Raw genomic sequence first — 24,504 nt, forward strand, 5'->3', positions numbered from 1 at the left:
GCCGACCGAACGATCGACGAACCGACGACCGATGGGCAAGCGCGACGGACCGGTGCGACCGGAACCCGTCCCGATTGAGACCGCGCGAGCGCCGCACTCGAGCACCATCGAGCTGCCGGGCCAGCGATCCTATATCCTCATAACGTATCCAAATATTCTCGTTGGATATCCGTGTGATTCTCTGCAGTAATATTGTTCTTAGTTCCCAAAAGCGTTATACACTCATCCCGGGTAGTGAGTAGTGAGTGGAAATCCATGACACGCACACAACTCATATCGAACGGAGGTCGAGACGAATGATCGAATCCGCCGGTCTCCCACCCGTCGTACAGGCGACGGCCCTCGTTGGCGTCGTCTTCGTGCAGGCCGTCGTCCTCTACGCCGGCTACGGCGTCCTCGAGCGACTCGTCTCGCCGTTGATCGATCGAGTTGCAAACACGAGCGCGTAATCGATGGAACTCCTCGGCCTCTCCCCAGCACTGCTGGCGCTGTTCGTAAGCTTCGGCTTCATGGTCGGCGTGCTGTTCGGGTTTTTCGGGATGGGCGGGTCGTTCCTGATCACCCCGACGCTACTGATACTGGGCTATCCGGCGCCCGTCGCGATCGGCAGTGGACTTGCGTTTTACTTCGGCACGTCCGTCATCGCCGTACTGAAACACTACGACGTCGGACAGGTCGACTACAAACTCGGCGCTGTCCTCTTCGTCGTCCTCTCGATCGGAATCGAACTCGGGAGCCGGCTCGTCTTCGGCCTCGAGGCCCTGGGAGTCGCCGAACTCGTCACGGGCGTCGCGTACGTCGTTCTGCTAGCGGGGATCGGACTCCTGTTTCTGCGGCGGGCCTACAGGCTCGAGGAGGTCACTGACGATGACGACGATGGAGTCAGTGACGAGGAGATTCCCCCGATTGCCCGAAAGATCCAGTCCTACGAGGTGGCGCCGATGCTCTCGCTGAGCTCCGGCGGACGAGCCTCGCTGTGGACGATCCTCGGTTCCGGCGGCGGCGTCGGCCTCGTCTCGGGGCTGATCGGCGTCGGTGGCGGGTTCATTCGGATGCCCGCGATCTACTACCTGATCGGGACGCCGCTGACCGCCGCCGTCGGAACGAGCCTGTTCGCCGGACTGTTCTCGGGTGCGTTCGGCACCTTCACCTACGGAATGTCCGGCGGCGTCGACCTCACGGTCGTCTCCCTGCTGTTGGTGGGCAGCGCGCTCGGCGCGCGGATCGGATCGGCCGCGACCGCGATCGTCGAGGAGGACGACGTGATCATCTACTTCGGGATCATGATGCTGCTCGCCAGTGCCGGGATCGGACTCAGCGAACTCGGGAACTGGCTGGGTGTGGGTTCGCTCGACGCCCTCAGCGTCGTCCTGCTCGTCGGTTCGTCGTTCGCCGTTGCCTCGATCATCCTCTATCAGGTTCTCGCATCGAGCGGAAGAGCCGAGACGACGGCCCGGCCGACGTCGGACGGCGACGACCGACGGTAGCCTCGAGAGCAGCACCGGCATGGGGTTCGCTGCTCTCGGAGCTCCGGATTGTCGACGGAGCCGAGATTCGACGGGACGACGGGTACTGCGGCCGTCGTCGGAGCAGGTTCGCTCGACCAGCCAGGCGCGAACCGCCCCGGATCGTTCGCTCGTAGCCTACGGCCCGAGTGCGGAATCTGACTTTTGTGGATATTGCACAATTATAACGAGCTATCGGCCGAGAGCTCGAGCTCGAATCCGATTCCATACGTCGTATAATAGCCTCGTCCGTGTCTATATCTCGGGAAAGATTCGTTCTATACGACTTTGCGTTCCTCTATATTGCACACTACTCACAAAACCTTTAAGCACCTCTGGTCCGTACGTGAACGTGATGACAACCGACGCAACTAGCTCCCCGACGGACCGACCGACGAACGAACCGCTCTACGTCGACGGCGAGGACCACCTCGAGGCGATCGTGAGCGAACACGACGTCGTGCTCGTGGACTTCTACGCCGACTGGTGTGGTCCCTGCCAGATGCTCGAGCCCGTCCTCGACGGGCTGGCTGCCGAAACGGCCGCGACGATCACGAAAGTCGACGTCGACAGCAACCAGCAACTCGCCGCGACGTACGGCGTCCGCGGCGTCCCCACGCTGCTCGTGTTCGCCGACGGCGAGCAGGTCGAACAGCACACCGGCGCCCTGCCGGCCGACCGACTCCGCAGCCTGATCGAGCGATACACCGAATGAGCGAGGGAACGAACACGGTCGTTCGTGACGTCACGATCGTCGGCTCCGGCGTCGCCGGCCTCTCGGCCGCCGTCTACGCCGCGCGGGCCGACCTCGAGCCACTCGTCCTCGAGGGGCCCGAGCCGGGCGGCCAGCTCACCCTGACGACCGACGTCGAGAACTACCTCGGGTTCCCCGAGGGCGTCGGCGGGATGGAGCTGATCCAGCGCGGGAAGGAACAGGCCGAGCGCTTCGGCGCCGACTTTCGCCACGGAACCGTCGAGGACGCGGCGCTCGAGGATCGCCCGTTCGAACTCGAGCTTGCGGACGGCGACGTCGTTCGGACGCGGGCGCTGATCGTCGCGACTGGCGCCAGCGCCCGCTGGGTCGGCGCCGACGGCGAGGACGAGCTGATGGGCTACGGCGTCTCGACGTGTGCGACCTGCGACGGCGCCTTCCACCGCGGCGACGACGTCCTCGTGATCGGCGGGGGCGACTCGGCGATGGAGGAGGCGCTGTTCCTCGCGAAGTTCGCCGACTCGGTGACGGTCGTCCATCGGCGCGACGAGCTGCGCGCCTCGGACATTATGGCCGAGCGAGCCCGTGACCACGAGCGCATCTCGTTTCGCTGGAACGCGGAGCTGCTCGAGATCCACGGCTCCCGGGAGGAGGGGGTCACCGGCGCGACGCTCGTCTCCCATCCCGACGGCCACCCGACCGAGAAGCTCGATGCGAGCGCGGCGCCACGGGCCGCGAACGGGATCGTCGAGGAGACCGTCGACGTCGGCGGGATCTTCTACGGCGTCGGCCACGTTCCGAACACCGAGTTCCTCGAGGGCACCGGCGTCGAGCTCGCCGATTCGGGCCACCTGGAGACTCTCGAGGGGATGACGACCGAGACCGCGATCGAGGGCGTCTTCGGCGCGGGCGACGTAATGGATCCCGACTACCGCCAGGCGGTGACCTCGGCGGGTACCGGAAGTATGGCCGCCCTCGACGCGGAGGCGTGGCTCGAGTCACAGTCCGTTCGTTCGGGGTCTCGAGCCCTCGTGGGACCGACCGCACAGTCGTGAAAACGGTGGGGGAGTTGCAGCCGACCGAGCTGCATGGGGTGCGGTGTCGATGACTCCACCGGCTGCAATTCAAAATAAAAACTATTGTAATAAATACTTTCTCTTTTTCTTACTAATTTGACGAACGAAAGCCTACGGCTTTAACTGAGCGAGTGCGATACCGGTTCGCATGAAGGGAGTCGTCCCCGCGGCCGGGAAAGGAACGAGGCTGCGTCCGCTGACCGACGAGAAACCGAAGGGGCTCGTCGAGGTCGACGGACAACCGATCCTGACCCACGTCTTCGAGACGCTGCTCGAGGCCGGCGTCGACGAGCTCCTCGTCGTCGTCGGCTACCGCAAGGAGGCGATCGTCGACCGCTACGGCGACGGCTACGCGGGCGTGCCGATCAGCTACCTCCACCAGCGCGAACAGCGAGGGCTCGGTCACGCGGTCTCGCTGGCGGAACCGCACGTCGACGGCCCGTTCGTCGTCCTCAACGGCGATAACGTCTTCCGGGGCGGGATCGGGCCCGCCCTCGAGCGCGTCGAGTCCACGGACGCGGAGGGCGCGCTGCTCCTCGAGGGGGTCGACCCGGAAGCGGCCCGGGAAACCGGCGTGGTCGACGTCGAGGACGGCCAGGTCAGGGAGATCGTCGAGAAGCCCGACGACCCGCCCTCCCGGCTGGTGACGACCGGCTGTTACGTCCTGCCACCGGAAATCTTCCACGCGCTCGCGCTCGCCCAGCCGTCAGACCGCGGCGAGTACGAACTCAGCGAGGCCGTCGGCCTGTTGACCCGGGCGGGTCGACGTATCGACGCCGTTCGGCTGCCGGGCGACCGGATCAATATCAACGCGCCCGGGGACGTCGAGCGGGCCGAACGGCTGCTCGACTAGGAGAGCACCGAGCGATCAGAGCATCGAGCGATCGAGGTAGAGTCGCTCGAGGCCGACGTCGCGAGCGTGGTCGACCACCGCGGCGTACTCCTCGGCGGTGATCGGACGGTCGATCTCCGCGTAAAACTCCTCCTCGGCCGCCTTGTAGTGGGGTTGGTACTGCGCCATCACGTCGACGAACGTCCCCGTCGAGATCTCGGCGGCGAGAAACTCGAGCACCCGCTTCGCGCTCTCGACGTGATTGGGCATGACGAGGTGGCGCACGAGGAGCCCGCCCGGCGCGAGCCCGGTGTCGTCGAGCCGGAGGTCCCCGACCTGTCGATGCATCTCCCGCAGCGAGTCGGTGACGTTCGACCAGTAGTTCGGCGCCTTCGAGTACCGCGCCGCGGCGGCGTCCTCGCCCCACTTCACGTCGGGCATGTATACGTCGACGATCCCCTCGAGTCGCTCGAGGATCTCGGGTCGTTCGTACCCGCCACAGTTCCAGACGATCGGCAGGTCCAGTCCGGCCTCGGTGGCGATCCGGACGGCCTCGACCAGATGCGGGGAGTGGTGGGTCGGCGAGACGAAGTTGACGTTGTAAGTTACCCACGACTGAAGTCGTGGGCTTTCCCCCGCGAGGGGTTTCGGCCCACGCTTCGTCCGCCGTCACGGGCGGGTTGTACGGCAGAAGGTCAGTCACACGGAGGGGTTTCCTGCGTGGTTTTCCGACCCGTGGTCTGCGTCCGAATCTGCCTCACACCGCTTTAATTATCGGTGGACTCTCACCGCTTCATAGTCGGGTAATCCGACCAGAGGGGCGCTGTATCATCCGTCCCCGACTTCAGAGCCTACCTACAGAGGCCCCTCCACGGCCGACACATTTGGTCGACCGGGAGTGGAATCTAATTGTGGTTCCACTGACACTTAATGGTAGCGGTGGCGAAACCAGCCGTGCTATCGGCGGCGGGATCAGAGGGACTGTCGGATTCCTCCCACGACTACAGTCGTGGGCTTCCTCCTCGAATCGTGTGACAGCCCTTCGCCTCGAGCTCGAGGGCTATCTCGGCGATCTCCGCGGGCGTCGCCGGCTCACCGCGGGCCTCGTGGCTGGTCTCGAAGTTCTGGCAGAAGACACACTTCATGTTGCAGTTCGCGAGGAAGATCGTCCCGCTCCCGTTGTGACCGCGCAGACAGTCCTCCTCGCCGAAGTGCGGGAAGTACGTCGAGACGTACGCCGTGTCGTCGACCTGGCAGGTACCGACGCGGCCCGCGGTTCGGTCGACCCCGCAGTCGTACGCACAGAGGTCGCAGTCGGCGTAGCGCTCCCAGAGGTCGTCGACCCGCGCCTCGAGGGTCTCGGGCGGAAGCGAGCGCGCGTTCGGCGTCGTCGCCGGTGAACCGGATCCCATGTGAGAACGTATCGCTATCGGGTGGCAAGTCCTTGTTGCAAGGTGTCACGGGCCGCGAGATTCGGTGCTATCTATCGATCGATAGGTCGGAGTCCTCCCGAAACGATCCTCGAGAGTCCAGATCGGACTCGCCGCGAGGTTCGCTATCGCGGAATCCATCATGATCGTTCCCGCATACGCAGGCAGAACCCCCAACTCCGAAAGCGGACTATCCGTACACGTACACGAAATAACATTTAGGGCGACGAACGACCGCCCCGACGGGTCGTCGCGATCGTCGATTCCGTCGGAGGGGCGTTCGATTCGGTAGCTATCGGACGAAAATCGACCCGAGAGAGTCCCCGATCGGGTCGGTGCGACGGCGTCAGGGGACGGACACACCAGACAATGGCACTCACAGATCTCGGTAGACGGGAGTTTCTCGCGGCCGGCGTCACGGGACTCTCGGTAACGGCAGCGTACGGCGCCGAAGCGTTCGGCGTCACCGAACGGTTCGACGAGGCGAGAGTTACAGCGGTCGTTCCCTGGGCCCAGGGCGGGGGAACCGACCGGGCGATGCGGATCACGACGCCGGCATGGTCCGATCGGCTCGGCATCGAGTTCGTCGTCGAGAACTACCCCGGCGGTTCGACCCAGGTCGGCGGCGAGGAGCTGTACAACGCCGACCCGGACGGGACCACGGTCGCGATGTGGAACATGCCACAGATGCAGGCGACGTGGCTGTTCCAGAACGCCCCCTACGGGATGGAGTCGTTCGACTATCTCGGCACGCACCACTGGGACCCGACGATGTGGTTCGCCCCGCCGGACCGACCGTACGACGACCTCGAGGAGTTCGTCGAGTACGCCCGCGAAGACGGCGCGACTGTCGGAATCACCTCGGCCATCGGAAACACGGCGCTGTCTGCGCTGCTGGTCGAGGACACCTACGACCTCGAGCTGACGGTCGTCAACATGGAGGGCGGAGCGGAGGTCCGCCAGGCCGTCCTCGCCGGCGACGTCGATGCGGGCGTCAACCAGCCGTGGGCGTTTAACCCTGACCACGTCGACGACGTGCTCGCGCTGGGATCACACACCGCCGAGCCACAGGAGCTGTGGCCCGATACGCCGTCGTTCGCCGATCTCGGTCTCGAGGAGGTTCCCCTCGTCGAGGAAGGACTCGGCCAGTGGAAGCTCATGGTGGTTCCCGGCGGGCTCCGGGAGAACCACCCCGAACAGTTCGAGCGCCTCGCCGAGACCTACGCCGCGGCTCTCGAGGACGAGGCGTTCCTCGCCGAGGCCGAAAACCAGGGCGGACTCGACGAGATCCTCGAGTACCACGGCCCCGACGACACCGAGGCCGAAGTCGAGGAGACCTCACAGTTCATGGAAGCGTACGCCGACGTGGTCGAGAACTTCATCTACGATCGATAACGACGATGACGAGAATCACGCCGCCGACGATGACGATGAGTACCGGTTCGCGAACGCTCGAGGTCGATACGGGCGAGCTACTGTTTCCGGGGCTCGTCCTGGCGTTCTGCCTGTTCTACTACTGGAATACGCGCGCGCTGCCCGAGCTCTCGATGCTGTACGCGGGGCCACTGCTGTACATAACCATCGCGCTTGCGGTCGTGACCGTGGCGGTCCAGGCCGTCTCCGTCGGCAACGGTACCGACGACGATGGCAGCGACGACGGCGACACCGGCGTCGAGAGCGCGGCGGCCGCGTTCGACCCCGACACCNCTCGAACCGATCGGCTTTCTCGCCACGACGGTCGCCTTTCTCGCGGCCACGCTGTACCTGTTCGGCGAGCGCAACCCGCTCGCACTCGCGGGGTACTCGCTGGGCTTCGCGATCGGCGTCTGGCTCGTGTTCGTCCAGTGGCTGATGATTCCCCTGTGACCATGCTCGGAGTGCTCTTTCCCGCGGCGATCGACGGCGCGTTCGGCATCCTCTCGAGCCCGTACGTATTGTTCGCAATCCTGTTGGGAACGGCAGTCGGGATCGTCTTCGGCGCGATTCCCGGGTTCTCCGCGACGATGACGATCATCCTCTTTACCCCGGTGACGATCCCGTTCGAGCCGACCGTCGCGTTGATCTTTCTGGTCTCGGCCTACGGCGGGGCCATCTACGGCGGCTCGATTCCGGCGATCCTCATCAACACCCCCGGTGCGCCGGGTTCGATCGTCACCTGCTGGGACGGGTACGAACTCACGAAACAGGGCCGGGCGATCTACGCGCTCGCCGTCTCGGCGATCGTCTCGGGACTCGCGGGACTGATCGCGGCGACGTTCCTGCTCGTGTTTGCCCCGCCGATCTCCGACTTCGCGCTCAACTTCGGCAACCCGGAGATGTTCCTGCTCGCGGTGTTCGCCCTGACGATCATCCCCGCGGCGAAGGGCTCGTCGCTCTCGAAGGCCCTGCTCGCCGGGGCGTTCGGGCTGCTGATCGGAACGATCGGAAACGACCCGCAGCTCGCCCAACCCCGCGCCACGTTCGGCCAGACAGCGCTGCTCGAGGGCGTCGACTTCGTCGTCGTCCTCATCGGACTGTTCGTGCTGGCGGAGGTATTCTGGCTGGCCTACCGCGGAACCGTCGTCACCGGCGAAAACACCATCCAGCGTGGAGCTTCCGAGGTGTACGACGCGGCTCGAGCGGTCATCTCGCGACCGGTCGGGTTCGTCCGCGGCGCGCTCATCGGGACGTTCATCGGCTCGCTACCCGGCGCCGGCGCCGACGTGGCGAACTTCGTCTCGTACAACGAGGCCAAGCGCTGGGCGAACGACGAACTCGCCGATCGGTTCGGCACCGGGATCATCGAGGGCGTCATCGCGGCGGACTCGAGCAACAACGCCACCCAGGGCAGCGCCCTGATCCCGACGCTCACCCTCGGCATCCCCGGCAGCGGCGCGACGGCGGCGCTGCTGGGTGCGATCGCGTTGCACGGACTCAACCCCGGTCCCGGCCTGTTCGACGCCTCGGGCGACATCGTGTACGCGATGATTCTCTCGCTGTTCGTCGGCAACGTCCTGATCCTCGTCTACGGACTCGCCGGCTCACAGTACTTCGGGAAGCTGGCATACATTCCTATTCGCTATATCATTCCGTCGGTCGCGGTGCTCGCGGTCGTCGGCGGCTTCGCCGTCCGGAACGCGCCCGTCGACCTCTACATCGTACTCCTGTTCGGGCTGCTGGGCGTGTTGTTCGTCGTCTACGACTACCCACTGGTCAGCCTCGTGCTGGGGGTGATCCTCGGAGACATCGCCGAGTCCGGGTTCGTCACCGGCTGGCTGCTGACCGGGGAGAGCGCCACCGCGTTCCTCTTTAACAGCTCCATCGCGGTCGGCCTGCTCGCGCTCATCGCACTCTCGCTGGTCGTGACCGCGATCAAGAACTGACGGGCACACACCCGTCGCTACTCGGTTCGAAGCGGATCGAAAGAACGTCGGCGATCAATCACGACGCGGTACGACCGACTACGTCGCGTCGGCGACCGCGACGACCTCGTCGGAGCGCTCGAGGTCGCCGAACTCGTTCTCGGCGTGCTGGTCGTGGAACTCGAGGCGGGAGCGCGTCCAGGAGTCGGGCTCGAGCTCCTCGGCGGCGATGACGCCCTCTCGAGCCGGCAGGTCGAGTTCGTCGACTGCCTCGTCATCCGCCAGCACCGAGTACCGGATGCTGCCGCCCTCGACACCTCCCTGGACGGAGCTAGGGAGGTGCAGCGGACGCCTGATCGAGACGGGTAGTTCGGTTTCCTCGTCCAGGTAGAGGACGAGTTCGTCGTCGTCGGTCCTCCTGAGCAGGTGATCGACGATCTCGTCCGGGGACTGCTTGTCGACCGTCATCGTCAGTCGCCGGCCTCCTCCGGTTCCGTCCCGTCGCCGACCCGACGGATGCTGTCGTAGGCAAAGAGCGGGTCGCCGTCGAGGGTACACTGCTTGCAGCCGAGGCACTCGAACCCCTCGTCGTAGAGGTCGTTGTAGGGGATCTCTCGGCGCTCGTGGTACTCCCAGACGTCCTCGGTCGTCCAGTGGACGATCGGGTTTATCCGCGTTACCGCCTCTTTTTCCTCGAAGAAGTCGAGGTGCTTTCGCCACTCGTAGCTGCCCTCGCCCTCGCCGTCGTCGAGCCCCTCGTCCATCCGGTAGCCGGTGATCCAGCCGTCGTGGCCGTCGACCATCCGCTCCATCGGCGCCGACTTGAGCGTCTGACAGCAGAGTTCGGGCTTGCGCTGGTTCACGCGCGGACCGTGTTCGGCGACGAGTTCCTCGTAGCTCGAGTCGGGTTCGTACGTCTCGAACTCGACCCCGTAGTGGTCCTCGAGGGTGGCTTTCATCTCCCAGGTCGACTCGAAGTGGTTCCCGTGGTCGAGAAAGGAGAGGGTGACGTCGTTCTCGAGGTCGGCATCCGACCTCACGAGGAGATCGAGAACGGCGTTCGAGTCCTTTCCGAAGCTGCAGGTGAAGGTCGGATCGTCGAACCTGTCCCACGCCTCGTCGAGCACCTCGAGGGACTTCTCGAGCTTTTCGTCGAAGCTGGCGGATTCGATATCGATCTCAATCGACATTGGCTGGGAGGGTGAAACGACTGTACTGAACGCGTCGGTGCGACGGGTTGTGGATCATAGTACGTGTTAGTTCCGAGGCGTCTTAGGACATCATCGGGCTACGCAAGTGCATTGTGCCTGCAGATCCGGGCGACTCGAGTAGCGGGTCAGCGGCGCCGAAAACGGCAGGGTCGACGGATTCGGGACGGCGATGAAATCGTTGTGCGAGTGAAACCGAAGACGCCAGATATCCGCGGGAGAGCGGTCGGGAAAGCTGGCGAGGCTCCGTCTCGAGGGAGTGTCTCCCATGAACACGGTTCCTCGTGTGAACACGGCTGGTGAGGCCGGTAGTCGAACCGCAAGTGGTGGGCTTTCCGCCGACCGGCCGATCGGAGCCGACGACGGAATCGGGTTCGCCCGTTCGCGCGATCTCCCGCCCGGTCGGGTTTGGCGGGGATCGGTCGCGGACCGACGCTGAAAGAGTCGGTCGCAGCCGTTACTCGACGACGAGGTCGCCGATCTGGTTCGTCTCGTGGTACTCGCAGACGTAGGTTACCATCTCGGGCTCGGCCGTAAACTCGAGCGAGTCGCTTTCGCCCTCGTCGTCGATGCTGTCGGTCGCCAGATCGTCGACGAGTTCGTCGTCCTCGTCCCAGATCTGGAGGTCGTGGGTGACGCCGTCGGCGTTGATCCATTCCATCGTGTACTCCTCGCCTTCCTCGAGGACGAGCGTCGGGTTCTCCTCCCCCTCAATTTCGCTCGGCTCGAGGCCCTCCCAGTGCGAGGAGTAGCCGTCGAGGACGATCTCGGTGCCGGCCTCGATCTCGAACTCGCCGTCGGCGCCGTTGCCGTTCTCCTCGTCGTCATTGTCGTCACCGTTGTCGTCGTCGCCGGCACAGCCGGCGAGCGCGATGGCAATTGTCGATGCTCCTGCGGCCTTCAGTACTGTTCGGCGGGTGTGGTCGGTCATTGTCTTCGCTTCGGTGTAGACGCCGACGTATGTTCAAGAGTGGAGTCCGTTCCCGACGGTTGGGAAATTCGACGAGTGGAGCCGAACGCCTCTCTGGGTAGGGATGTTATCGATCGTGAGCGTCGTTGATCGCCTCCGCGTCATCCGATCGGATCGACTCGAGGTCGTAGTGGTCCACTGGGCCCGCATTGTCCTCGCCTCGGGCCGGCTCGGCCGACAGCTCGAGGACGTGTGCGCCGCTGACGCTGTCGCTGGCGAGGACGAACTCGCGTTCGTCGTTGTAGACGGCGCTCCAGGCGAACGGCGGCGTCGACGGGGCGACCGTCTCCTCGAGCGCCTCGACCTCGTCGACGCCGCCGAGAGTCCCGAATCGCTCGGTCGGCACCGGGTTCGTCGGATCCGTCACGTTCGCGACCCACGCGCCCTGGCGGTAGCCGCCGTCGACGAGCAGCGCCTCGTCGTCGGTGTGGACGAGGTCGTGAAAGTGGGTCGTCCACCAGAACGCCTCCGAGGAATCCATCTCGCGTGCGTCGGGCGCGTGCGTGAACCCGATCGGCTCCGGATCGTCGAGCGAGCCCTCGTCCCACCCGATGTCGAGGACGTGCTTTCCGCCAGGAACGCCGGTTTCGACCTCGTCGCCGACGATCACGAGGTCGCGCTCGGGATCGGGGTGGGCCTGGTGGCAGAGTTCGAACCCCGGCTCGCCGACCGCCTCGTAGTCGGGCCGATCGGCGTACTCGAAGTGGCTCCGCACCGTCGGCCGCAGCGGGTCGTCGACGTCGTAGACGACGTACCCCTCACCGGGACCCATAATGTACGCCGCATGCAGGACCTCCCGGACCGGATCGTACTCGAGGTCGTGACACCCGCCCGCGGGGCCGACTGCGTCGACGAGCTCGGGCGCCGCGGGATCGCCGACGTCGACCGTGATGACGCCGACGTCGACGTTCGGGTCGAGGTCGACGAGATAGAGCACGGGCTCTTCGGGGTGGGTGGTCAGCTTGTGGACGCCCGTGTTCGGCGTCTCGAGGCGGGCGATCCGCTCGGGCTCCGTCGGGGTTCCCTCGGCCCAGCCGAAGTCGATCACCTCGAGTCCCTCCTGCCCGTTCGCGCCGTCAGCCTCCTGTGACCGGTAGTAGAGCCCCTCTCGAAGCGCGTCGAACTTGACGTCGTTCGACCGCGTCTCCGGGTTCGCGCTCTCGAGTTCGTGGGTTACCGTCGGCTCGTCGAGTTCCGAGAGGTCGACGAGCGTGCTCGCGACGTCGCTTTCTGCCGTCGGGAAGCTCCCGAGGACGCCCCACCGACCGTCGTCGCTCGCGTGGCCGAACGTGTACATCGGCGACTCGTTCCCGAGCGTGTGACCTCGAGGGTCGATACGGCCGGGCTCACCGTCCTCGTCGGCGGCCGAACAGCCCGCGATCGGGAGCGACAGCGAGAGCGCGGCGCCGGCGGTTGCCAGGAATCGACGGCGGTTCATACCTCTACTCCGGACACCGCGGGAAAAAGCGTTGTTCCCGCCGGTGGCTCGCCCTCGGGCGTCTCGTGACGCGATTCTCGAGCGTCCCACGAGTGCAACTCGAGCGTCCCACGAGTACGGTTTCCGGGGGTCACTGGCGCGTGACTCCGGGTGCCGATCCCGGGAGCGTGATGTCGTTGATTCAACCGTTGTTGGAGACAAACGCAACGTTCACACCGGGTGATCGGCAGGTGATAGTATGAACGTTCGCGACTACTACTTCACGGCGAAGGGAATCCAGGACCTCGTCGACACCGAACGGGACTCCCCGTCGTGCTCGCAGTCGCTCCCGCGCCGGCTCGCACTCTGGCGGCGCGGCTTTCTGAGCAGAGCCGGAGTTATCTACGACTTCGAGCGCTACGACCCGGAGGCGTTCGTCAGCGACTATCAGCGGTTCGTCCGGACGAAGAACCTCAACGGGACGTGGTCGGTCGCGCTCTCGAACAAGCTGTTTTTCGACTGGCTGATGCGGGCCTACGGCGACCACCGCACGGTCGTCTACGGACTCGTCCGTGGCGGCCTCTTCCACGAGTTCGACGACTCCCGCGAGCCGGCACCCGCGGCAGTCGCCGGCGACGGAACGGCGGCGCTCGAGCCGGCGGTCGATTCGAGGACCGCTGTTCGCCACGAGGCCGGTGCGTGGGTCGCCGACCGGCTCGACGAGGAGGGGAAGCTGGTTCTCAAGTGGATCCGTGGCGGTGGCGGCGAGAACGTCTTGCTCTGCTCGCGGACCGAGAGCGGCTACGAGATCAACGGCGAGCACTACGATCGTGGTGCCCTCGTCGCCAGGGTCGACGACCTCGAGAACTACCTCGTCTGCGAGCACGTCGAGCAGGGGCCGTACGCGGCCGCTCTCTACCCCGAGACGCCCAACACGATCCGCGTGCTCACGATGTACGACGATGAGGCCGAGGAGGCGTTTATCGCGGCCGCGATCCAGCGGATGGGCTCCGATCTATCCGGTTCGATGGACAACTTCTCACAGGGCGGGCTCAGTGCCGAAATCGACGTCGAAACCGGCGAACTCGGTCTGGGTGCACAGCTTCCTTACGAGAGCGACCGCCTCGAGTGGCACACCCACCATCCCGAAACCGGAACGCGGATCCAGGGTACGGAGGTTCCAGCCTGGGAGACGATCCGAGAGCGAGTTCTCGAGCTGGCCTCGAGCCATCCAATGCTCCCGTACGTCGGCTGGGACCTCGTGCTCACCGACGACGAGGGCTCGTTCAAGGTCATCGAAGCGAACGATCACCCCGGACTCAAGGCGATGCAGATCAACGGCCCGCTGCTAGCTGACGAGCGCGTTCGCCGGTTCTACGAACGCCACGGGGTCTGCTAACCGCTCTTATCGCTACGATTTCTCTCGAGTGTAACTCGGTCGTCGCAAGAAAAGCGGCCAGCGGCGTTTCGGCGGCTACTCGACGCGTAGCTCGTCGTCGGCTTCGACGTGGTCGGCGTCCCACCGGATCGTAAACGTCGTGCTCCGTTCGGCACCGGTGTCGAGCAGGTCGGAGTCGGTGTCGACCGTGACGTCGAACGAACACGTCTGCGGCGGGTTGATCGTCGCACTCTCGTTTCCGGTGATTACGGTAACCTTGTCCCCGACGCTTCCGGCGCGGTCGCCGGTCTCGGTACCGTCGGTTCGTCGGTCCGCTCCTTCGGATCCAGTACCGGTTCCGGTCCCGGCCGTCCCCGTCGACCCGGTTCCAACCGTCTCGGCGGTGTTCCCGCCGCGATCGGTGGCATCCGATCGCGTATCCGGATCGAGTTCGTCGGCGAACTGTCGGAGGTACGCGGCGATTTCGGAACGGGTCTGCTCCTGTGTCGACTCGAGTGTTGCCATACCGAACCGTCAACGGACTGGTCAATGAGTCTGAGGCTTGCACAGCAACGGCGTTTTGGCCGTCGCGAACGGTGTCAGTATCACCGTTCGGCGCGTTCGCGAGCGAGTCGATTCGTCGAAACGTCGGTCGGTGAACGGTACGATCCTCGAGCGGGGTCTCGTCTCCGTCTCACGAGCTCGGCACACTCGAGTAGCAGGAATCAGCACGGTAGCCACCTATTGTATCTTAGGTGCCTAAGCTGAGGCACCTATTGTAGAAAGTCCGGCTACTACGAGAGCGATCCGGAGCGAGCAGTAGCCGCCTCGGGAATCGGATCCACATAACGGTTCCTCGAGCGGGCGAGATCCGGCGAGCGGGAAAACGTGCCGGCGTAGTTAGGAGGAGTCGATCAGCGCGGTCACGTCGTACCCGCCCTCGAGCAAAATTTTGGCGTACCGACCGAACAGCCAGGCCAGTCCGTTGAGCGCGTGGAGGGTGAGCAGGCCAAGCAGGAGGCCGCTACCGGCGACGACGATCGCCTGCGGAAGCGTCGTAATCTCCCAGTAGCCGACCGTGAGGACCGCCTCGAACCCGACCAGCAGTTGGTTCCACGCCAGGTAAACGGTCTGGTGGAACTCGGGCGCCCGATCGGTTACGACCCCTACGTACAGCCCCGGCTGGTCGTAGTACAGCGGCACGAGGAGCATCGCTAGCGCCGTCGACAGCCCGGTCGTGAGCACGACGAACGAGACGAGACCCAGGACGAACACCGACGGGAGGTAAACGAACGGCGTCCAGGTCCGGAGGTCGGTCAGCAGGTCGAGCGCTTGATCCCGCCGCCGGTCGCCCTCGAGTCGACGGCTGCTGTCGATCTCGACCGGCAGCAAGAGCGTGACGAGCCAGCGTTCGAACTGGGCCGCGAGCAGCGTCACTCCCAGCACGATCGCCAGCATCGGAAGCCCGACGACCAGTATCGTGAGGCTGATGCCGACCGAGAGGCCGACGACGAGGAAGACAAAGTACGCAAGCCCGAGCGGAAAGGCAAGCAACAGGTAGCCCAGACGACGGTACGTCTCCCGTCGGACGGGGACCGAGACGAACCACCGAAGTCCGCCACGGAGTCGGTCGGCGCCGAGGTCGAGTCGCTCGGCCGTCGGAGACGCCATCTCGAGGATGACTCCCCGGCGCGGAAAAATAAACGTTCGGCCCGGTCAGCAACCACCTTCGGATCGGATCCGCTTCGAATCGGCCAGGCTCACAGTACTCGAATACGCTCGAGAGAGGTGTCGGACGGGAGACAAGCTTTTGTTCTTGCTCGAGTACCACACGCCGATGGCCGACGACGGCGAGGTGGACGTCGTCGAGATCCTCGGCGACGACTACGCCAAGACGATCCTCGTCCGCACCCGCGCCGAACCCCAGTCGGTCCGGGCCCTGAGCGACGCCTGCGACGCCGATCCCTCGACGATCTATCGGCGCGTCGAGCGGCTCACGGAGGCCGACCTGCTCGAGGCCCACCAGCAGCTCGATCCGGACGGCCACCACCACAAGGTGTACGCGGCCCGGCTTCGGGAAGTTCGGATCCGCCTCGCCGAGGAGGGGTACGACGTCGAGATCAAACGGGAAGAATCGGCTGCCGACCGCTTCACCAGGCTCTACGAGGGGTTCAAATGAGTCCGCGAGCGCGTCCGACGGTCCTCGAGTTCGTGTCGACCTCGGAGCCGTGGCTGCCGGCTTGGCTCCGGTTCGGATCGATACTCGAGAATACTCCCCTGTCGACGGTCGGAGGGTCCCCGACCGTGATCGCACTGGTGTTTCTCTCGCTCGTGCTCGCGACGCTGCTGTCGGTGTACCTGGCGCTGCGGCTCTACCGCGGCTACCGCGCCGGCGGCGGGCGGGCGATGCTCCTGCTGGGCGTCGGGCTCGTGTTGTTGACGACCGTCCCGTTGCTGTTGCGCCTCGCGCTGTCGAACGTCGGGGGCGTGGCGATCGTTTGGCAGGAGACGATCGTTACCGCCTGTCAGCTGCTCGGGCTCGTCGTGATTCTGGGGGTGATCCATGGTCGCCGTTGAGCCCGCGACGGTGCTGTTCGCGACGGCGCTGGCGACCGCGATCGTCGGGCTCGTCGTCGCCGGCTACGCCTACCGTGGGTACCGTCGCAACGACAGCCTCGCGATGTTCTACCTCTCGGTCGGGATCGCGCTGATCGCCGTCGGCCCGGTCGCGGTCAGCTACGGGCTCGCCCCGCTGCTCTCGCTGTCGGACGCGGCCAGCCTGCTCGGCGTGCTCTGGGTGACCATCGCCGGACTGGTGGCGATCCTCTACTCGCTCGAGGGAACCTAGTACAAAGCTGTTTCGCACGCTGGTCGAGCCGACAGCCCGCGACCCCGTTTTACCGCCTCGGGAGCCGTCGATCCGTTCGTATGCTATCCAACCGATCCGATGCCGCCGGCTCCGGCGGAGTCGTCCCGACCGAGTCGTCGAACGGGAGCGGAAGCCGTCCGTTTCGCGTCGCACCGATCGACCCCTGGACGTACCGATCGCTCGCCTACGTCCTGCTCGCGTTCCCGCTCGGGATCGCCTACCTGGTCGCGATCACCGTCGGCTTCTCGATGACCGTCGGACTGAGCCTCACGCTGCTCGGCCCGATCGCGCTGGTCGCCACGCTGCTGTCGGTCGTCGCGCTCGCCTGGCTCGACGGCGCCCTCACTCGAGGACTGCTCGCCATCGACGTTACGCCGTCCCTTCCGCCGACCGACGACGGGCTCGTTCCGTTCCTGAAACGGCTCGTGCTCGGACGAGAAACGTGGCTGGGCGCGGCGTACCTCGGCTGGAAGATCCTGCTCGGGATCGTCGGCTTCGTCGCGCTCGTCGTCGGTGTCTCGCTCGCGACGAGTCTGCTGGTCACACCCCTCGTCTACGGGACCGACCTCGTGGTGTCCGTCGGCGTCGGCGATCCGATCACGATCGGGACGCTTCCGCGAGCGCTGGGTGCCGCGACGGGCGGCCTCCTCGTCGGCCTCGGGACGCTGTACCTCGCGAACCTCCTCGGTCGCGTCTCGGCCGTCGTCGCCGCGTCGCTGCTCGAGGGCCGTGACGAGACGTGAGAGGCCGAGAAGAGTGTCGAATAAATGATATTCTCGAGCACGGGTTCGGACCCGACGAACTCCTCGAGACAAGAAGCGAAATCGGCGCTAGTGACTGCTCGCCGTCGACGCTAGTGACTGCTCGGTGCCTCTTCTCGCTCCGCAAGTCGGCTCACGAACTCCAGTAGTTCCGCGTTGAACTTCTCGGGTTCCTCCCAGAAGGGGTTGTGTCCGCTCTCCTCGAACGTCACGAGCTCCGAACCCGGGATCTGTTCGTGCATCCACTCGCCGAGCGGTCCCGGGAATATCTTGCTCTGTTCGCCGTAGAGCAGCAGCGTCGGAACGTCGATCGGCGGTAGCTGGTCCCGGAAGTCTCGAGGAACCATGTCCTCGAGCATGGCGGTCGCGACCGAGGTCGGCGTCAGGGTCGTCCGGGCGTACATCTCGTCGAGTTGCGTTTCCGAGCGGGGGTCGGCGAAAAACGCCTGGATGATCGGCTTTGCCGCCTCGGCGCGACTCGACTCGAGACCGCCTGTGATTTCGGCGAGTCCATCCGCGGAGAACTCTCCCATGAGAGCGAACTCCCACCCGTCGTCGGAGTAGAACTTCGGGGTCTGATCGATCACGGCGATCGCTCGGACCCGCTCGTCGCCGATCTCCTCGAGGTATGTCAGTGTGATCGCGGCGCCCATCGACCAACCCACGAGGACGGCGGACGATACGTCGAGCGACTCCATGAGGAACTCGAGATCTGCAGCGTAGTCCGAAAGCGTGTGTCGCTCGTCGGTTTTCCCCGAGAGCCCGTGTCCTCGGAGGTCGTACGTCAGGACGTGGTACTCCTCGGCGAGCGCGTCGACGTTTTTTCGCCACCAGTACTCGGAGTCACACGTCCAGCCGTGTACGAGGACGATCGTCTCCCCCTCGCCGCGTTCCCTGTAGTACAGCGGGACACCATCTGTGGTTTCGATGTAGGCCATCGTATAGTTACGATAAATAATTATAAATACATTTCTTCCCGTTTTCCGGGGTGTAGGGCGCTGAGACAGGAACTATCTTCCAGGTGTTGTATTCGGCTACGGTTTCCGAAATCGAACGGCCGCCACCACGATCACCGGGAGGAGAGGAAGGGCTGCCGTCCGAGATATGATCGTGTCGTCCATTGGGCCCGGGCCTCCTTCCGCCGTCCGCCCCGAACGAGCGGGGTGCGGTGCGTTTCGGTCCGAGGCGAGCCGTACCGCTACGTACCGGAATCCCACATCGCCGTGACGGCGGCCCCCTCGCAACGCCGCCCTACTCCTCGAGCGTCGAGATCTCGACGCTTCCCGTGCTCGTCTCGATCCGGAGCCGCGGACCGCCCTCGCCGACGACGGCGCTGACGCGGTCGTTCTCGCGGCGATACTCCCCGAGTTCCAGCCCGTCGTCGTCGATCTCGAGACTCCCCGTGCTGGTTCGGGCCTCGAGGTCGGCGTCGATGGTCGGCGAGAGTGCGACTTCGACGCTACCAGTGCTCGCCGTGATTGCGGTGTCGCCGTCGATCGCCGGCACCGCAGCCTCGATGCTCCCCGTGCTCGCGGTCAGGTTTCCGATGGCGTCGACGTTCGCGACGTCGATGCTTCCCGTGCTCGTTTCAGCGACGACCGTCCCGTCGACGTTCCTGATTTCGACGCTGCCGGTGCTCGAGCGAGCCTCCAGATCCCCGCCGACGTCGGCGACGGTGACCCGACCGGTTCCCGTGAGCAGGCGATCGACCGACAGTCCGTCGGGGAGGGCGACGTCGATATCCATCGCCGGCTCGCTCTCGAACCAGCCCGTTTCGCCGTCGTACTCGGCCCGGAACTCGAGAAGTTCCTCCTCCCGGGCGGACTCGAGGTGAAGCGCCTCGAGGTCGGTCCGGACGGAGCTGGCCTGCTTCTCGAGATCCAGCCGAATCGTCTCGCGGTCGGCACCGGTAACCGTCAGGTCGCCGACAGAGCCAGTAATCGCGATCGATTCGGCGTCGTCGGGAGCGATCGTCTCCTCGTCCGCGAGGCGTCGACCGACGAACGGCGTCGAACCGGTACAGCCGGCCAGGGCCGCCGCCCCCGCAGCGGACAGTCCACCGAGCAGTTGTCGGCGAGTGTGATTCGCTGCCATACTCGAGTCGACGGGTGCCATCCACCTGTAAACCAAGGCAGGGCTGACGAGTCACCATACGGTCCCCAACAGTTATATATTGGAAACTGGCCGGGTCGACTCGATCGGCTCGTCGCGGCGGCGAGAGGTACAGATTCCGGAACAGAGGCGAGTTGTGGGTCCGTTCGCGACGACGGATTTCCGCCGACGCGAACCGAGAGGTACTTTTGTATTCGAGTGTAATATTTCGTGACCAGCAGCGCATCCCAGGTGTCTCCCGCGTTGGACGACATTCCGTTGCTGGTTCGCAATCGTGGTTCAGTGGTGCCCCCCGACATCGGTCGGGGGCCTTCCTTCCTTTCGATAATCCGAAAGCGGTCAGTTCGTCGATCTCCGAAGCGTGGCCGCTCTCGGAAACTGTGATCGATCCCACGGTGTTTAGTAGGAGTCCGCGAAACGACGAGTATGGCAACCCGTTTGGCACGACAGCTTCAGGGGAAGACGATCGTCAGTATCGACGGCACCGATTTCGGGACGCTCGAGAACATCACCATGGGTGCGGAGCCCGGAACGATCGAGGAACTGGTCGTCGAACCACAGGACCACGTTCCCGGACGGATCGAACTCGACGCCGACGGCCGGTTCCGACTGCCCCTCGAGTGCATCGAGAACATCGACGACAGGATCGTCATCAGTTCGGACTGATCGAGTCGACCGCTCGTTGTGTGATTTCTTCGACCCGTTGGCCGGGAGCCGTTAGTGCGTCGGAAGGGAGTGGACGTGGGGACTGAAAGTGCGTAAGGAATAGGCGGCCCCTCCCCCCGTGTGCGAAATGAAATCGGGTGCGAAACCGGGGGCGGGGGAGAGAGGACGGCGTAATCGACTCCCATTGGGAGCAACGTGGATAGTATCGCCGTGCGAGAACGGACGAGTTCGACGGTTCCGCGGCCTCTTCCGATCGGTCTCGAAGCGTCGTTTTCTTCTCGAGCCGATCGGGATCCAGTACGGTTTCTGTTGCTGTAGAAAGAACATAAAACCACCGGTACTAGAGTCCTTCGTGGGCCGACACATGACATCCGAGAAGCGATCGCGCCGATCGAGAAACCGACGGCGATCACTGTGATTTCGACGCTTGGCGCCGTAAGTCCGCCCGATTCGCCGTTTTCTCGTTCTCCTCTACCACCCGGTCACCGCCCCCCACCCCGCCCCGTTCGTGACCCCAATTCATTTCGCACACGGGGGGAGGGGGTTGACGGAACGCTTCCTCTCGGCTCGTCCGTTCCCGCCGTCACCGTCATCTGATCGTCCACGATATCCGACGGTCCACCTGTCTCCTTCGTCTCGGAGGCCCTCCCGTTTCCGCCATATGTCGTACGAGCAGTCACGTACTGCCGTCCAGTGACCACACTGTCGTCCGGTGACGACCGTCGTTCGCGAACTCTCCGTGCCCGGAATACGCACTCGAACTGGAGGGGATGCGAGCGGAACGAAAATTCATTCGGCACGTGGGGGGCTCCTCGAGTCCACACGCTCGTTTCCGGGAAGAATTCATCTCGCACACGGGGTGTCCCACCGACAACGGGTGCAGTGTCGCCGACCGTCTCCTCCTGTTCCGCTTGGCTACAGGGATCCCCCGCCAGGTGTTGCTTTCAGTCGCGTGCTTCCCTGTTCGCCCTCCGTATTTAATCTCGCCCACGGTTTTCGGCCCCGAAGCGTGTTCGTGTCGTACGGACGCCCTCGACGGCGGCTGTGGCACCGTTGCTCTCGCACGCGGTACTCGTCACGTATTTATGAAGTCGGTACGAGTGACACGGTATGACCGACGGCGACGATCGTCACTCCCTCTCGGAATCCATCAAGGGGCGACTGCAGGATGGCGTCCAGCAGTCGGTGTTCAGGGAGCGGGGACTGCTCGACCCCGACGCCGTCATCGACGAGGATCGGATCGTCGGTCGGGACCAGCAGCTCGAGGACATCATCACCTACCTCCGGCCCGCGCTCCAGGGGAACCGCCCGCCCAACATGTTGCTGTACGGTCCCTCGGGAACCGGGAAGTCGCTGATCATCAACGCCGTCTGCGAGCAGGTCGTCGAGCTCGCGGAGGCCCAGGGCGATCGCTTCGGCGTCATCCAGATCAACTGCCAGACGATCAAGTCCCACGACCGGGCGGTGTACCGCCTCGTCGAAAACACCGCGACGACGGCCGGCGTCGAGGTCGGCGTCCCCGAGAGCGGCGTCTCGACGGACCGAAAGCTGAACCGGCTGTACGGGCTGTTGAGCGAGGAGTTCGACTCCGTCATCATCATCCTCGACGAGGTCGACCTCCTGGTCGGTCGCCAGCGCGACCCGAACGACGAACCTGCCTACTCGAAGCTGCTGTACCAGCTCTCGCGGGCCTCACAGCTCGGTCGAATCGACGGCCACGTCTCGGTCGCCGCGCTCACGAACGACCCTCGGTTCATGGAGGATCTCGACGGGCGCGCCGAGAGTTCGTTCAACCCACAGGACGTGGTCTTCTCGGATTACGACGCGAACCAGCTTCAGGCGATCCTCGACCGCCGACGCGACGCCTACCAGGACGGCGTCCTCGAGGCCGGGATCATTCCCCTGAGCGCGGCCTTCGCGGCCCAGGATCACGGCGACGCGCGGAAGGCGATCGACCTCTTTCGGAAGGCCGGCGAGATCGCGAACCGCCAGGGCGAGGAGACGGTCCGCGAAGACCACGTGCGCGACGCCCAGCGGGAGGCCGAGCGCGATCGCACCCTGACCCAGATGCAGGGACTCTCGACCCAGAAGAAGCTCTCCCTGTACGCCACGGCGATCGTTCCCGTCCACGCCGAGCGAAGCCTGAACGCGATTCCGAGCACCGTCGCCTACCGGGTCTACCAGTACCTGACCGAGCGGCTCGACGCCGACAAGAAGTCCCGCGACTCCTATCTTCGGTACATGACCGAGGCCGAGACGTACAACTTCATCACCTCGGAGAAACGCGGTCGCGGCTACGGTAGCGGCGTCCACAAGGAGTACACGTTCGTCGACGATCCGGCCGTCGTCGCCGAGACCTTGCAGGCCGACTTCCGCCTCGAGGAGATCGAGGGCGAGGACGAGCTGATCCAGTCCGTCGTCAACGCACAGATCGACGAGTTCTTCGACGAAACCTGAGTCCGACCCGCTCTCGCTCGAGCTCGAGCCGCCAGCTCAACGATATCAGAGTGGATTTCGACACCGGAGCGGATTCCAACACCGAAGCATATTTCATCTCGCACACGGGGAGGGTGGATCGAAACGCCGATACCGGCGAGAGCTGACCCGTCGTCCCCGCTAATTCATTTCGCACACGGGGTGTCGGGGGATTCGAGCGTCACTCGAGTCGGTTTCGGCCGATCGAGCCGGCGCTCGACCCGGAAAATTCATCTCGCACACGGGGTGTGGTCGGCGTCGGCCGTGGCACCGTTTCACTTCGCACACGGGGAGTGCCGGCTCGAGCGAACCAGTCGATCAGTCTTCGCCACTCCGACCACGGGAAGCGAAACCCGGAATCAGCAACCGCCGCCTCGAACTAAAACGGTTTCAACGGGACCGGCCTTGCCACGCACACGCCGAATGAGTCGCCTGGATTCGATCCGTCGCGAGCTGGTCGGGCTGTGGGCCGGCGGCACCGGAAAGACGCTGCTGGCTATCGCGCTCGGCTGGGGGCTGTTGAACGGGACGCGGATGATCTACCCCGTCTTGCTACCTTACTTCAGCGCCGAGTTCGATCTGACGCTCTCGACGGCCGGCCTGCTCGTCACGCTGATCTGGCTCGGCTACGCGGTCGGGCAGGTTCCAGGCGGGATGCTCGCCGATCGACACGGCGAGCGCTCCGTGCTGACCGCGAGCGTCTCGATGGTCGTCGTCGGAGTGATCGTCGTCCTGCTCTCGCCGACCGCCGCAACCCTGTTCGGCGCGACGGCCCTGGTCGGGCTGGGGCTCTCGCAGTACCCAATTGCCCGGATCACCGCGCTGTCGGATCTCTACCCCGATCGGATCGGGCGGGCGCTCGGCGTCACGATGGCGGCCGGCGACATCGGCCAGACCGTGCTACCCCCGATCGCGAGCGTGCTGGCGGTCGCAGTTGCCTGGCGACTTGGCCTGGGCTTCGTCCTGCCGCTGCTCTGTATCACCGCGGTCGTCATCTGGCTGACGCTCCCGGCGCCCGACCCCGTCCCCGACGATGGCGACGACGACTCGAGCGAGAGCCTGCGGTACGTGATCGGCGAACTCCGCAGTCCCGTCCTCGCGATCATGGGCGTAATCCTCTTTCTCTTCATCTTCGTCTGGCAGACGTTCTCGGCCTTTTATCCGACCTATCTCGTCGAACAGAAGGGGCTGTCCTCGACGATGGCCGGAGGGCTGTTCGGTCTCTTCTTCGCAGTTGGCGTCGTCGTCAAACCGGTCGCCGGAATGGCCTACGATCGGATCGGGCTTCGGGGCTCGCTCCCGCTCGTTCTGCTGGGATCGATCGTCGGTCTCGCGCTGTTGCCGTTCGTCGACGGACTCGTCGGGCTCGTCTTCGTCACCGTCCTCTCGAGTACGATGCTCGGCTCCGGCGCGATCACGCAGTCGTACCTCGCCGAGATCATCCCGCCGGAGATCCAGGGGACGGGACTGGGCGTGATTCGCTCGAGCGCCTCCGTGCTCGGCGCCTCGGGACCGCTCGTGTTCGGCGTCGTCGCCGAGCGGGGCTACTTCGACGCCGGCTACCTCCTGCTGGCGCTGATCATCGCGCTCGGAACGCTACTGACGCTGCGGATGCCACGGGAGTAGTTCCCAGCTGCGTTCGCCCTGTAGAAAACCACAGTTCGGCGTTCCCGTCGCTTTCGTCCACGCTGAGTTCGACCGACGGCAGCCGCGTCGTGACCGACCGAATCCACCGATAGGACTTTGCAACAC

The 24,504-nt window shown here is 64.9% G+C and carries 25 protein-coding genes; 15 read left to right on the forward strand and 10 right to left on the reverse strand.

The genetic code is table 11. The features are described 5' to 3' along the window. The first annotated feature begins 296 nt into the window (after positions 1-296). The 5 genes from C491_RS23420 (at position 297) to C491_RS17735 (ending at position 4,146) form a co-directional block, all read left to right on the forward strand. The gene (locus tag C491_RS23420; protein WP_005558845.1) at positions 297-449 is read left to right on the forward strand and encodes a DUF7512 family protein; all 153 of its coding nucleotides are present in this window, start codon (positions 297-299) and stop codon (positions 447-449) included. A 3-nt stretch (positions 450-452) separates the two neighbouring features. Continuing rightward, positions 453-1,487 (forward strand): sulfite exporter TauE/SafE family protein, encoded by a 1,035-nt coding sequence (locus C491_RS17720; protein ID WP_005558847.1) that lies wholly within the window; start codon positions 453-455, stop codon positions 1,485-1,487. Positions 1,488-1,860: 373 nt separating this feature from the next. Continuing rightward, on the forward strand, positions 1,861-2,220 hold the full coding sequence (gene trxA / locus C491_RS17725; RefSeq protein WP_005558848.1) for a thioredoxin: 360 nt from the start codon (positions 1,861-1,863) through the stop codon (positions 2,218-2,220). Beyond that, positions 2,217-3,272, forward strand: coding sequence for an NAD(P)/FAD-dependent oxidoreductase (locus tag C491_RS17730; protein ID WP_005558850.1), 1,056 nt, complete (start codon positions 2,217-2,219; stop codon positions 3,270-3,272). The genes trxA and C491_RS17730 overlap by 4 nt, the downstream gene beginning before the upstream one ends. A 169-nt stretch (positions 3,273-3,441) precedes the next feature. Next, complete coding sequence (locus C491_RS17735; protein WP_005558852.1) at positions 3,442-4,146, forward strand: sugar phosphate nucleotidyltransferase; 705 nt, start codon at positions 3,442-3,444, stop codon at positions 4,144-4,146. Between the two features lie 15 nt (positions 4,147-4,161). Here C491_RS17735 and C491_RS17740 read toward each other — a convergent pair whose 3' ends face one another. Further along, positions 4,162-4,566 carry a hypothetical protein gene (locus tag C491_RS17740; RefSeq protein ID WP_005558854.1) on the reverse strand — a complete coding sequence of 135 codons (405 nt, stop codon included), beginning with the start codon at positions 4,564-4,566 and terminating at the stop codon, positions 4,162-4,164. Positions 4,567-5,126: 560 nt separating this feature from the next. Next, positions 5,127-5,537 carry a 4Fe-4S cluster-binding domain-containing protein gene (locus tag C491_RS17745; RefSeq protein ID WP_005558856.1) on the reverse strand — a complete coding sequence of 137 codons (411 nt, stop codon included), beginning with the start codon at positions 5,535-5,537 and terminating at the stop codon, positions 5,127-5,129. A gap of 387 nt (positions 5,538-5,924) precedes the next feature. On the opposite strand from C491_RS17745, the gene C491_RS17750 reads away from it, so the two are divergent. Continuing rightward, a complete protein-coding gene (locus C491_RS17750) occupies positions 5,925-6,950 on the forward strand; it encodes a Bug family tripartite tricarboxylate transporter substrate binding protein (RefSeq protein WP_005558859.1) in 1,026 nt (341 codons plus the stop codon). 473 nt (positions 6,951-7,423) lie between these two features. After that, a complete protein-coding gene (locus tag C491_RS17760) occupies positions 7,424-8,917 on the forward strand; it encodes a tripartite tricarboxylate transporter permease (protein WP_049892286.1) in 1,494 nt (497 codons plus the stop codon). Between the two features lie 78 nt (positions 8,918-8,995). Here C491_RS17760 and C491_RS17765 read toward each other — a convergent pair whose 3' ends face one another. From C491_RS17765 to C491_RS17780, 4 genes are all read right to left on the reverse strand, one after another. Next, the gene (locus tag C491_RS17765) at positions 8,996-9,364 is read right to left on the reverse strand and encodes a hypothetical protein (RefSeq protein ID WP_005558862.1); all 369 of its coding nucleotides are present in this window, start codon (positions 9,362-9,364) and stop codon (positions 8,996-8,998) included. A gap of 2 nt (positions 9,365-9,366) precedes the next feature. Further along, entirely contained in the window at positions 9,367-10,086 is a 720-nt protein-coding gene (locus tag C491_RS17770; RefSeq protein ID WP_005558864.1) for a phosphoadenosine phosphosulfate reductase family protein, read from the reverse strand. A gap of 475 nt (positions 10,087-10,561) precedes the next feature. Then, positions 10,562-11,035, reverse strand: a complete 474-nt coding sequence (locus tag C491_RS17775) for a twin-arginine translocation signal domain-containing protein (protein WP_005558866.1) — start codon at positions 11,033-11,035, stop codon at positions 10,562-10,564. Positions 11,036-11,141: 106 nt separating this feature from the next. After that, positions 11,142-12,512, reverse strand: a complete 1,371-nt coding sequence (locus tag C491_RS17780; RefSeq protein WP_005558869.1) for an LVIVD repeat-containing protein — start codon at positions 12,510-12,512, stop codon at positions 11,142-11,144. Positions 12,513-12,750: 238 nt separating this feature from the next. Here C491_RS17780 and C491_RS17785 point away from each other — a divergent pair, with 238 nt between their 5' ends. After that, complete coding sequence (locus C491_RS17785) at positions 12,751-13,890, forward strand: sugar-transfer associated ATP-grasp domain-containing protein (protein ID WP_005558871.1); 1,140 nt, start codon at positions 12,751-12,753, stop codon at positions 13,888-13,890. Between the two features lie 75 nt (positions 13,891-13,965). On the opposite strand, the gene C491_RS17790 is transcribed toward C491_RS17785, so the two are convergent. Together C491_RS17790 and C491_RS17795 are read right to left on the reverse strand one after the other, a co-directional pair. After that, complete coding sequence (locus C491_RS17790; protein WP_005558872.1) at positions 13,966-14,394, reverse strand: hypothetical protein; 429 nt, start codon at positions 14,392-14,394, stop codon at positions 13,966-13,968. 375 nt (positions 14,395-14,769) lie between these two features. Next, entirely contained in the window at positions 14,770-15,540 is a 771-nt protein-coding gene (locus C491_RS17795; protein WP_005558874.1) for a sensor domain-containing protein, read from the reverse strand. 166 nt (positions 15,541-15,706) lie between these two features. On the opposite strand from C491_RS17795, the gene C491_RS17800 reads away from it, so the two are divergent. From C491_RS17800 to C491_RS17815, 4 genes are all read left to right on the forward strand, one after another. Then, on the forward strand, positions 15,707-16,048 hold the full coding sequence (locus tag C491_RS17800) for a helix-turn-helix domain-containing protein (RefSeq protein ID WP_049892326.1): 342 nt from the start codon (positions 15,707-15,709) through the stop codon (positions 16,046-16,048). Further along, complete coding sequence (locus C491_RS17805; RefSeq protein WP_005558878.1) at positions 16,045-16,446, forward strand: hypothetical protein; 402 nt, start codon at positions 16,045-16,047, stop codon at positions 16,444-16,446. The genes C491_RS17800 and C491_RS17805 overlap by 4 nt, the downstream gene beginning before the upstream one ends. Beyond that, positions 16,433-16,717: a DUF7521 family protein gene (locus C491_RS17810; protein ID WP_005558880.1), complete on the forward strand. Its 285-nt coding sequence runs from the start codon at positions 16,433-16,435 to the stop codon at positions 16,715-16,717. Before C491_RS17805 ends, C491_RS17810 begins: the two co-directional genes overlap by 14 nt. An 80-nt stretch (positions 16,718-16,797) precedes the next feature. Beyond that, the gene (locus tag C491_RS17815; RefSeq protein WP_005558883.1) at positions 16,798-17,481 is read left to right on the forward strand and encodes a sensor domain-containing protein; all 684 of its coding nucleotides are present in this window, start codon (positions 16,798-16,800) and stop codon (positions 17,479-17,481) included. Positions 17,482-17,591: 110 nt separating this feature from the next. Here C491_RS17815 and C491_RS17820 read toward each other — a convergent pair whose 3' ends face one another. Together C491_RS17820 and C491_RS17825 are read right to left on the reverse strand one after the other, a co-directional pair. Next, on the reverse strand, positions 17,592-18,437 hold the full coding sequence (locus C491_RS17820) for an alpha/beta fold hydrolase (RefSeq protein ID WP_005558884.1): 846 nt from the start codon (positions 18,435-18,437) through the stop codon (positions 17,592-17,594). Positions 18,438-18,750: 313 nt separating this feature from the next. Then, complete coding sequence (locus C491_RS17825) at positions 18,751-19,593, reverse strand: DUF4097 family beta strand repeat-containing protein (protein ID WP_005558886.1); 843 nt, start codon at positions 19,591-19,593, stop codon at positions 18,751-18,753. A gap of 444 nt (positions 19,594-20,037) precedes the next feature. On the opposite strand from C491_RS17825, the gene C491_RS17830 reads away from it, so the two are divergent. From C491_RS17830 to C491_RS17840, 3 genes are all read left to right on the forward strand, one after another. Further along, complete coding sequence (locus C491_RS17830; RefSeq protein WP_049892290.1) at positions 20,038-20,277, forward strand: PRC-barrel domain-containing protein; 240 nt, start codon at positions 20,038-20,040, stop codon at positions 20,275-20,277. A gap of 1,110 nt (positions 20,278-21,387) precedes the next feature. After that, positions 21,388-22,734 (forward strand): orc1/cdc6 family replication initiation protein, encoded by a 1,347-nt coding sequence (locus tag C491_RS17835; protein ID WP_005558892.1) that lies wholly within the window; start codon positions 21,388-21,390, stop codon positions 22,732-22,734. Positions 22,735-23,175: 441 nt separating this feature from the next. Further along, the gene (locus C491_RS17840) at positions 23,176-24,378 is read left to right on the forward strand and encodes an MFS transporter (protein ID WP_005558894.1); all 1,203 of its coding nucleotides are present in this window, start codon (positions 23,176-23,178) and stop codon (positions 24,376-24,378) included. The last annotated feature ends 126 nt before the right edge of the window (positions 24,379-24,504 follow it).

Origin of the sequence: Natronococcus amylolyticus DSM 10524 (assembly GCF_000337675.1) — an archaeon.
Classification (GTDB): domain Archaea; phylum Halobacteriota; class Halobacteria; order Halobacteriales; family Natrialbaceae; genus Natronococcus; species Natronococcus amylolyticus.

Coding starts and splice junctions, on each gene's coding strand:
- C491_RS23420 (WP_005558845.1), top strand. CDS start 297: ATGATCGAATCCGCCGGTCTCCCACCCGTCGTACAGGCGACGGCCCTC.
- C491_RS17720 (WP_005558847.1), top strand. CDS start 453: ATGGAACTCCTCGGCCTCTCCCCAGCACTGCTGGCGCTGTTCGTAAGC.
- trxA (WP_005558848.1), top strand. CDS start 1,861: ATGACAACCGACGCAACTAGCTCCCCGACGGACCGACCGACGAACGAA.
- C491_RS17730 (WP_005558850.1), top strand. CDS start 2,217: ATGAGCGAGGGAACGAACACGGTCGTTCGTGACGTCACGATCGTCGGC.
- C491_RS17735 (WP_005558852.1), top strand. CDS start 3,442: ATGAAGGGAGTCGTCCCCGCGGCCGGGAAAGGAACGAGGCTGCGTCCG.
- C491_RS17740 (WP_005558854.1), bottom strand. CDS start 4,566: ATGCCCGACGTGAAGTGGGGCGAGGACGCCGCCGCGGCGCGGTACTCG.
- C491_RS17745 (WP_005558856.1), bottom strand. CDS start 5,537: ATGGGATCCGGTTCACCGGCGACGACGCCGAACGCGCGCTCGCTTCCG.
- C491_RS17750 (WP_005558859.1), top strand. CDS start 5,925: ATGGCACTCACAGATCTCGGTAGACGGGAGTTTCTCGCGGCCGGCGTC.
- C491_RS17760 (WP_049892286.1), top strand. CDS start 7,424: ATGCTCGGAGTGCTCTTTCCCGCGGCGATCGACGGCGCGTTCGGCATC.
- C491_RS17765 (WP_005558862.1), bottom strand. CDS start 9,364: ATGACGGTCGACAAGCAGTCCCCGGACGAGATCGTCGATCACCTGCTC.
- C491_RS17770 (WP_005558864.1), bottom strand. CDS start 10,086: ATGTCGATTGAGATCGATATCGAATCCGCCAGCTTCGACGAAAAGCTC.
- C491_RS17775 (WP_005558866.1), bottom strand. CDS start 11,035: ATGACCGACCACACCCGCCGAACAGTACTGAAGGCCGCAGGAGCATCG.
- C491_RS17780 (WP_005558869.1), bottom strand. CDS start 12,512: ATGAACCGCCGTCGATTCCTGGCAACCGCCGGCGCCGCGCTCTCGCTG.
- C491_RS17785 (WP_005558871.1), top strand. CDS start 12,751: ATGAACGTTCGCGACTACTACTTCACGGCGAAGGGAATCCAGGACCTC.
- C491_RS17790 (WP_005558872.1), bottom strand. CDS start 14,394: ATGGCAACACTCGAGTCGACACAGGAGCAGACCCGTTCCGAAATCGCC.
- C491_RS17795 (WP_005558874.1), bottom strand. CDS start 15,540: ATGGCGTCTCCGACGGCCGAGCGACTCGACCTCGGCGCCGACCGACTC.
- C491_RS17800 (WP_049892326.1), top strand. CDS start 15,707: ATGGCCGACGACGGCGAGGTGGACGTCGTCGAGATCCTCGGCGACGAC.
- C491_RS17805 (WP_005558878.1), top strand. CDS start 16,045: ATGAGTCCGCGAGCGCGTCCGACGGTCCTCGAGTTCGTGTCGACCTCG.
- C491_RS17810 (WP_005558880.1), top strand. CDS start 16,433: ATGGTCGCCGTTGAGCCCGCGACGGTGCTGTTCGCGACGGCGCTGGCG.
- C491_RS17815 (WP_005558883.1), top strand. CDS start 16,798: ATGCTATCCAACCGATCCGATGCCGCCGGCTCCGGCGGAGTCGTCCCG.
- C491_RS17820 (WP_005558884.1), bottom strand. CDS start 18,437: ATGGCCTACATCGAAACCACAGATGGTGTCCCGCTGTACTACAGGGAA.
- C491_RS17825 (WP_005558886.1), bottom strand. CDS start 19,593: ATGGCAGCGAATCACACTCGCCGACAACTGCTCGGTGGACTGTCCGCT.
- C491_RS17830 (WP_049892290.1), top strand. CDS start 20,038: ATGGCAACCCGTTTGGCACGACAGCTTCAGGGGAAGACGATCGTCAGT.
- C491_RS17835 (WP_005558892.1), top strand. CDS start 21,388: ATGACCGACGGCGACGATCGTCACTCCCTCTCGGAATCCATCAAGGGG.
- C491_RS17840 (WP_005558894.1), top strand. CDS start 23,176: ATGAGTCGCCTGGATTCGATCCGTCGCGAGCTGGTCGGGCTGTGGGCC.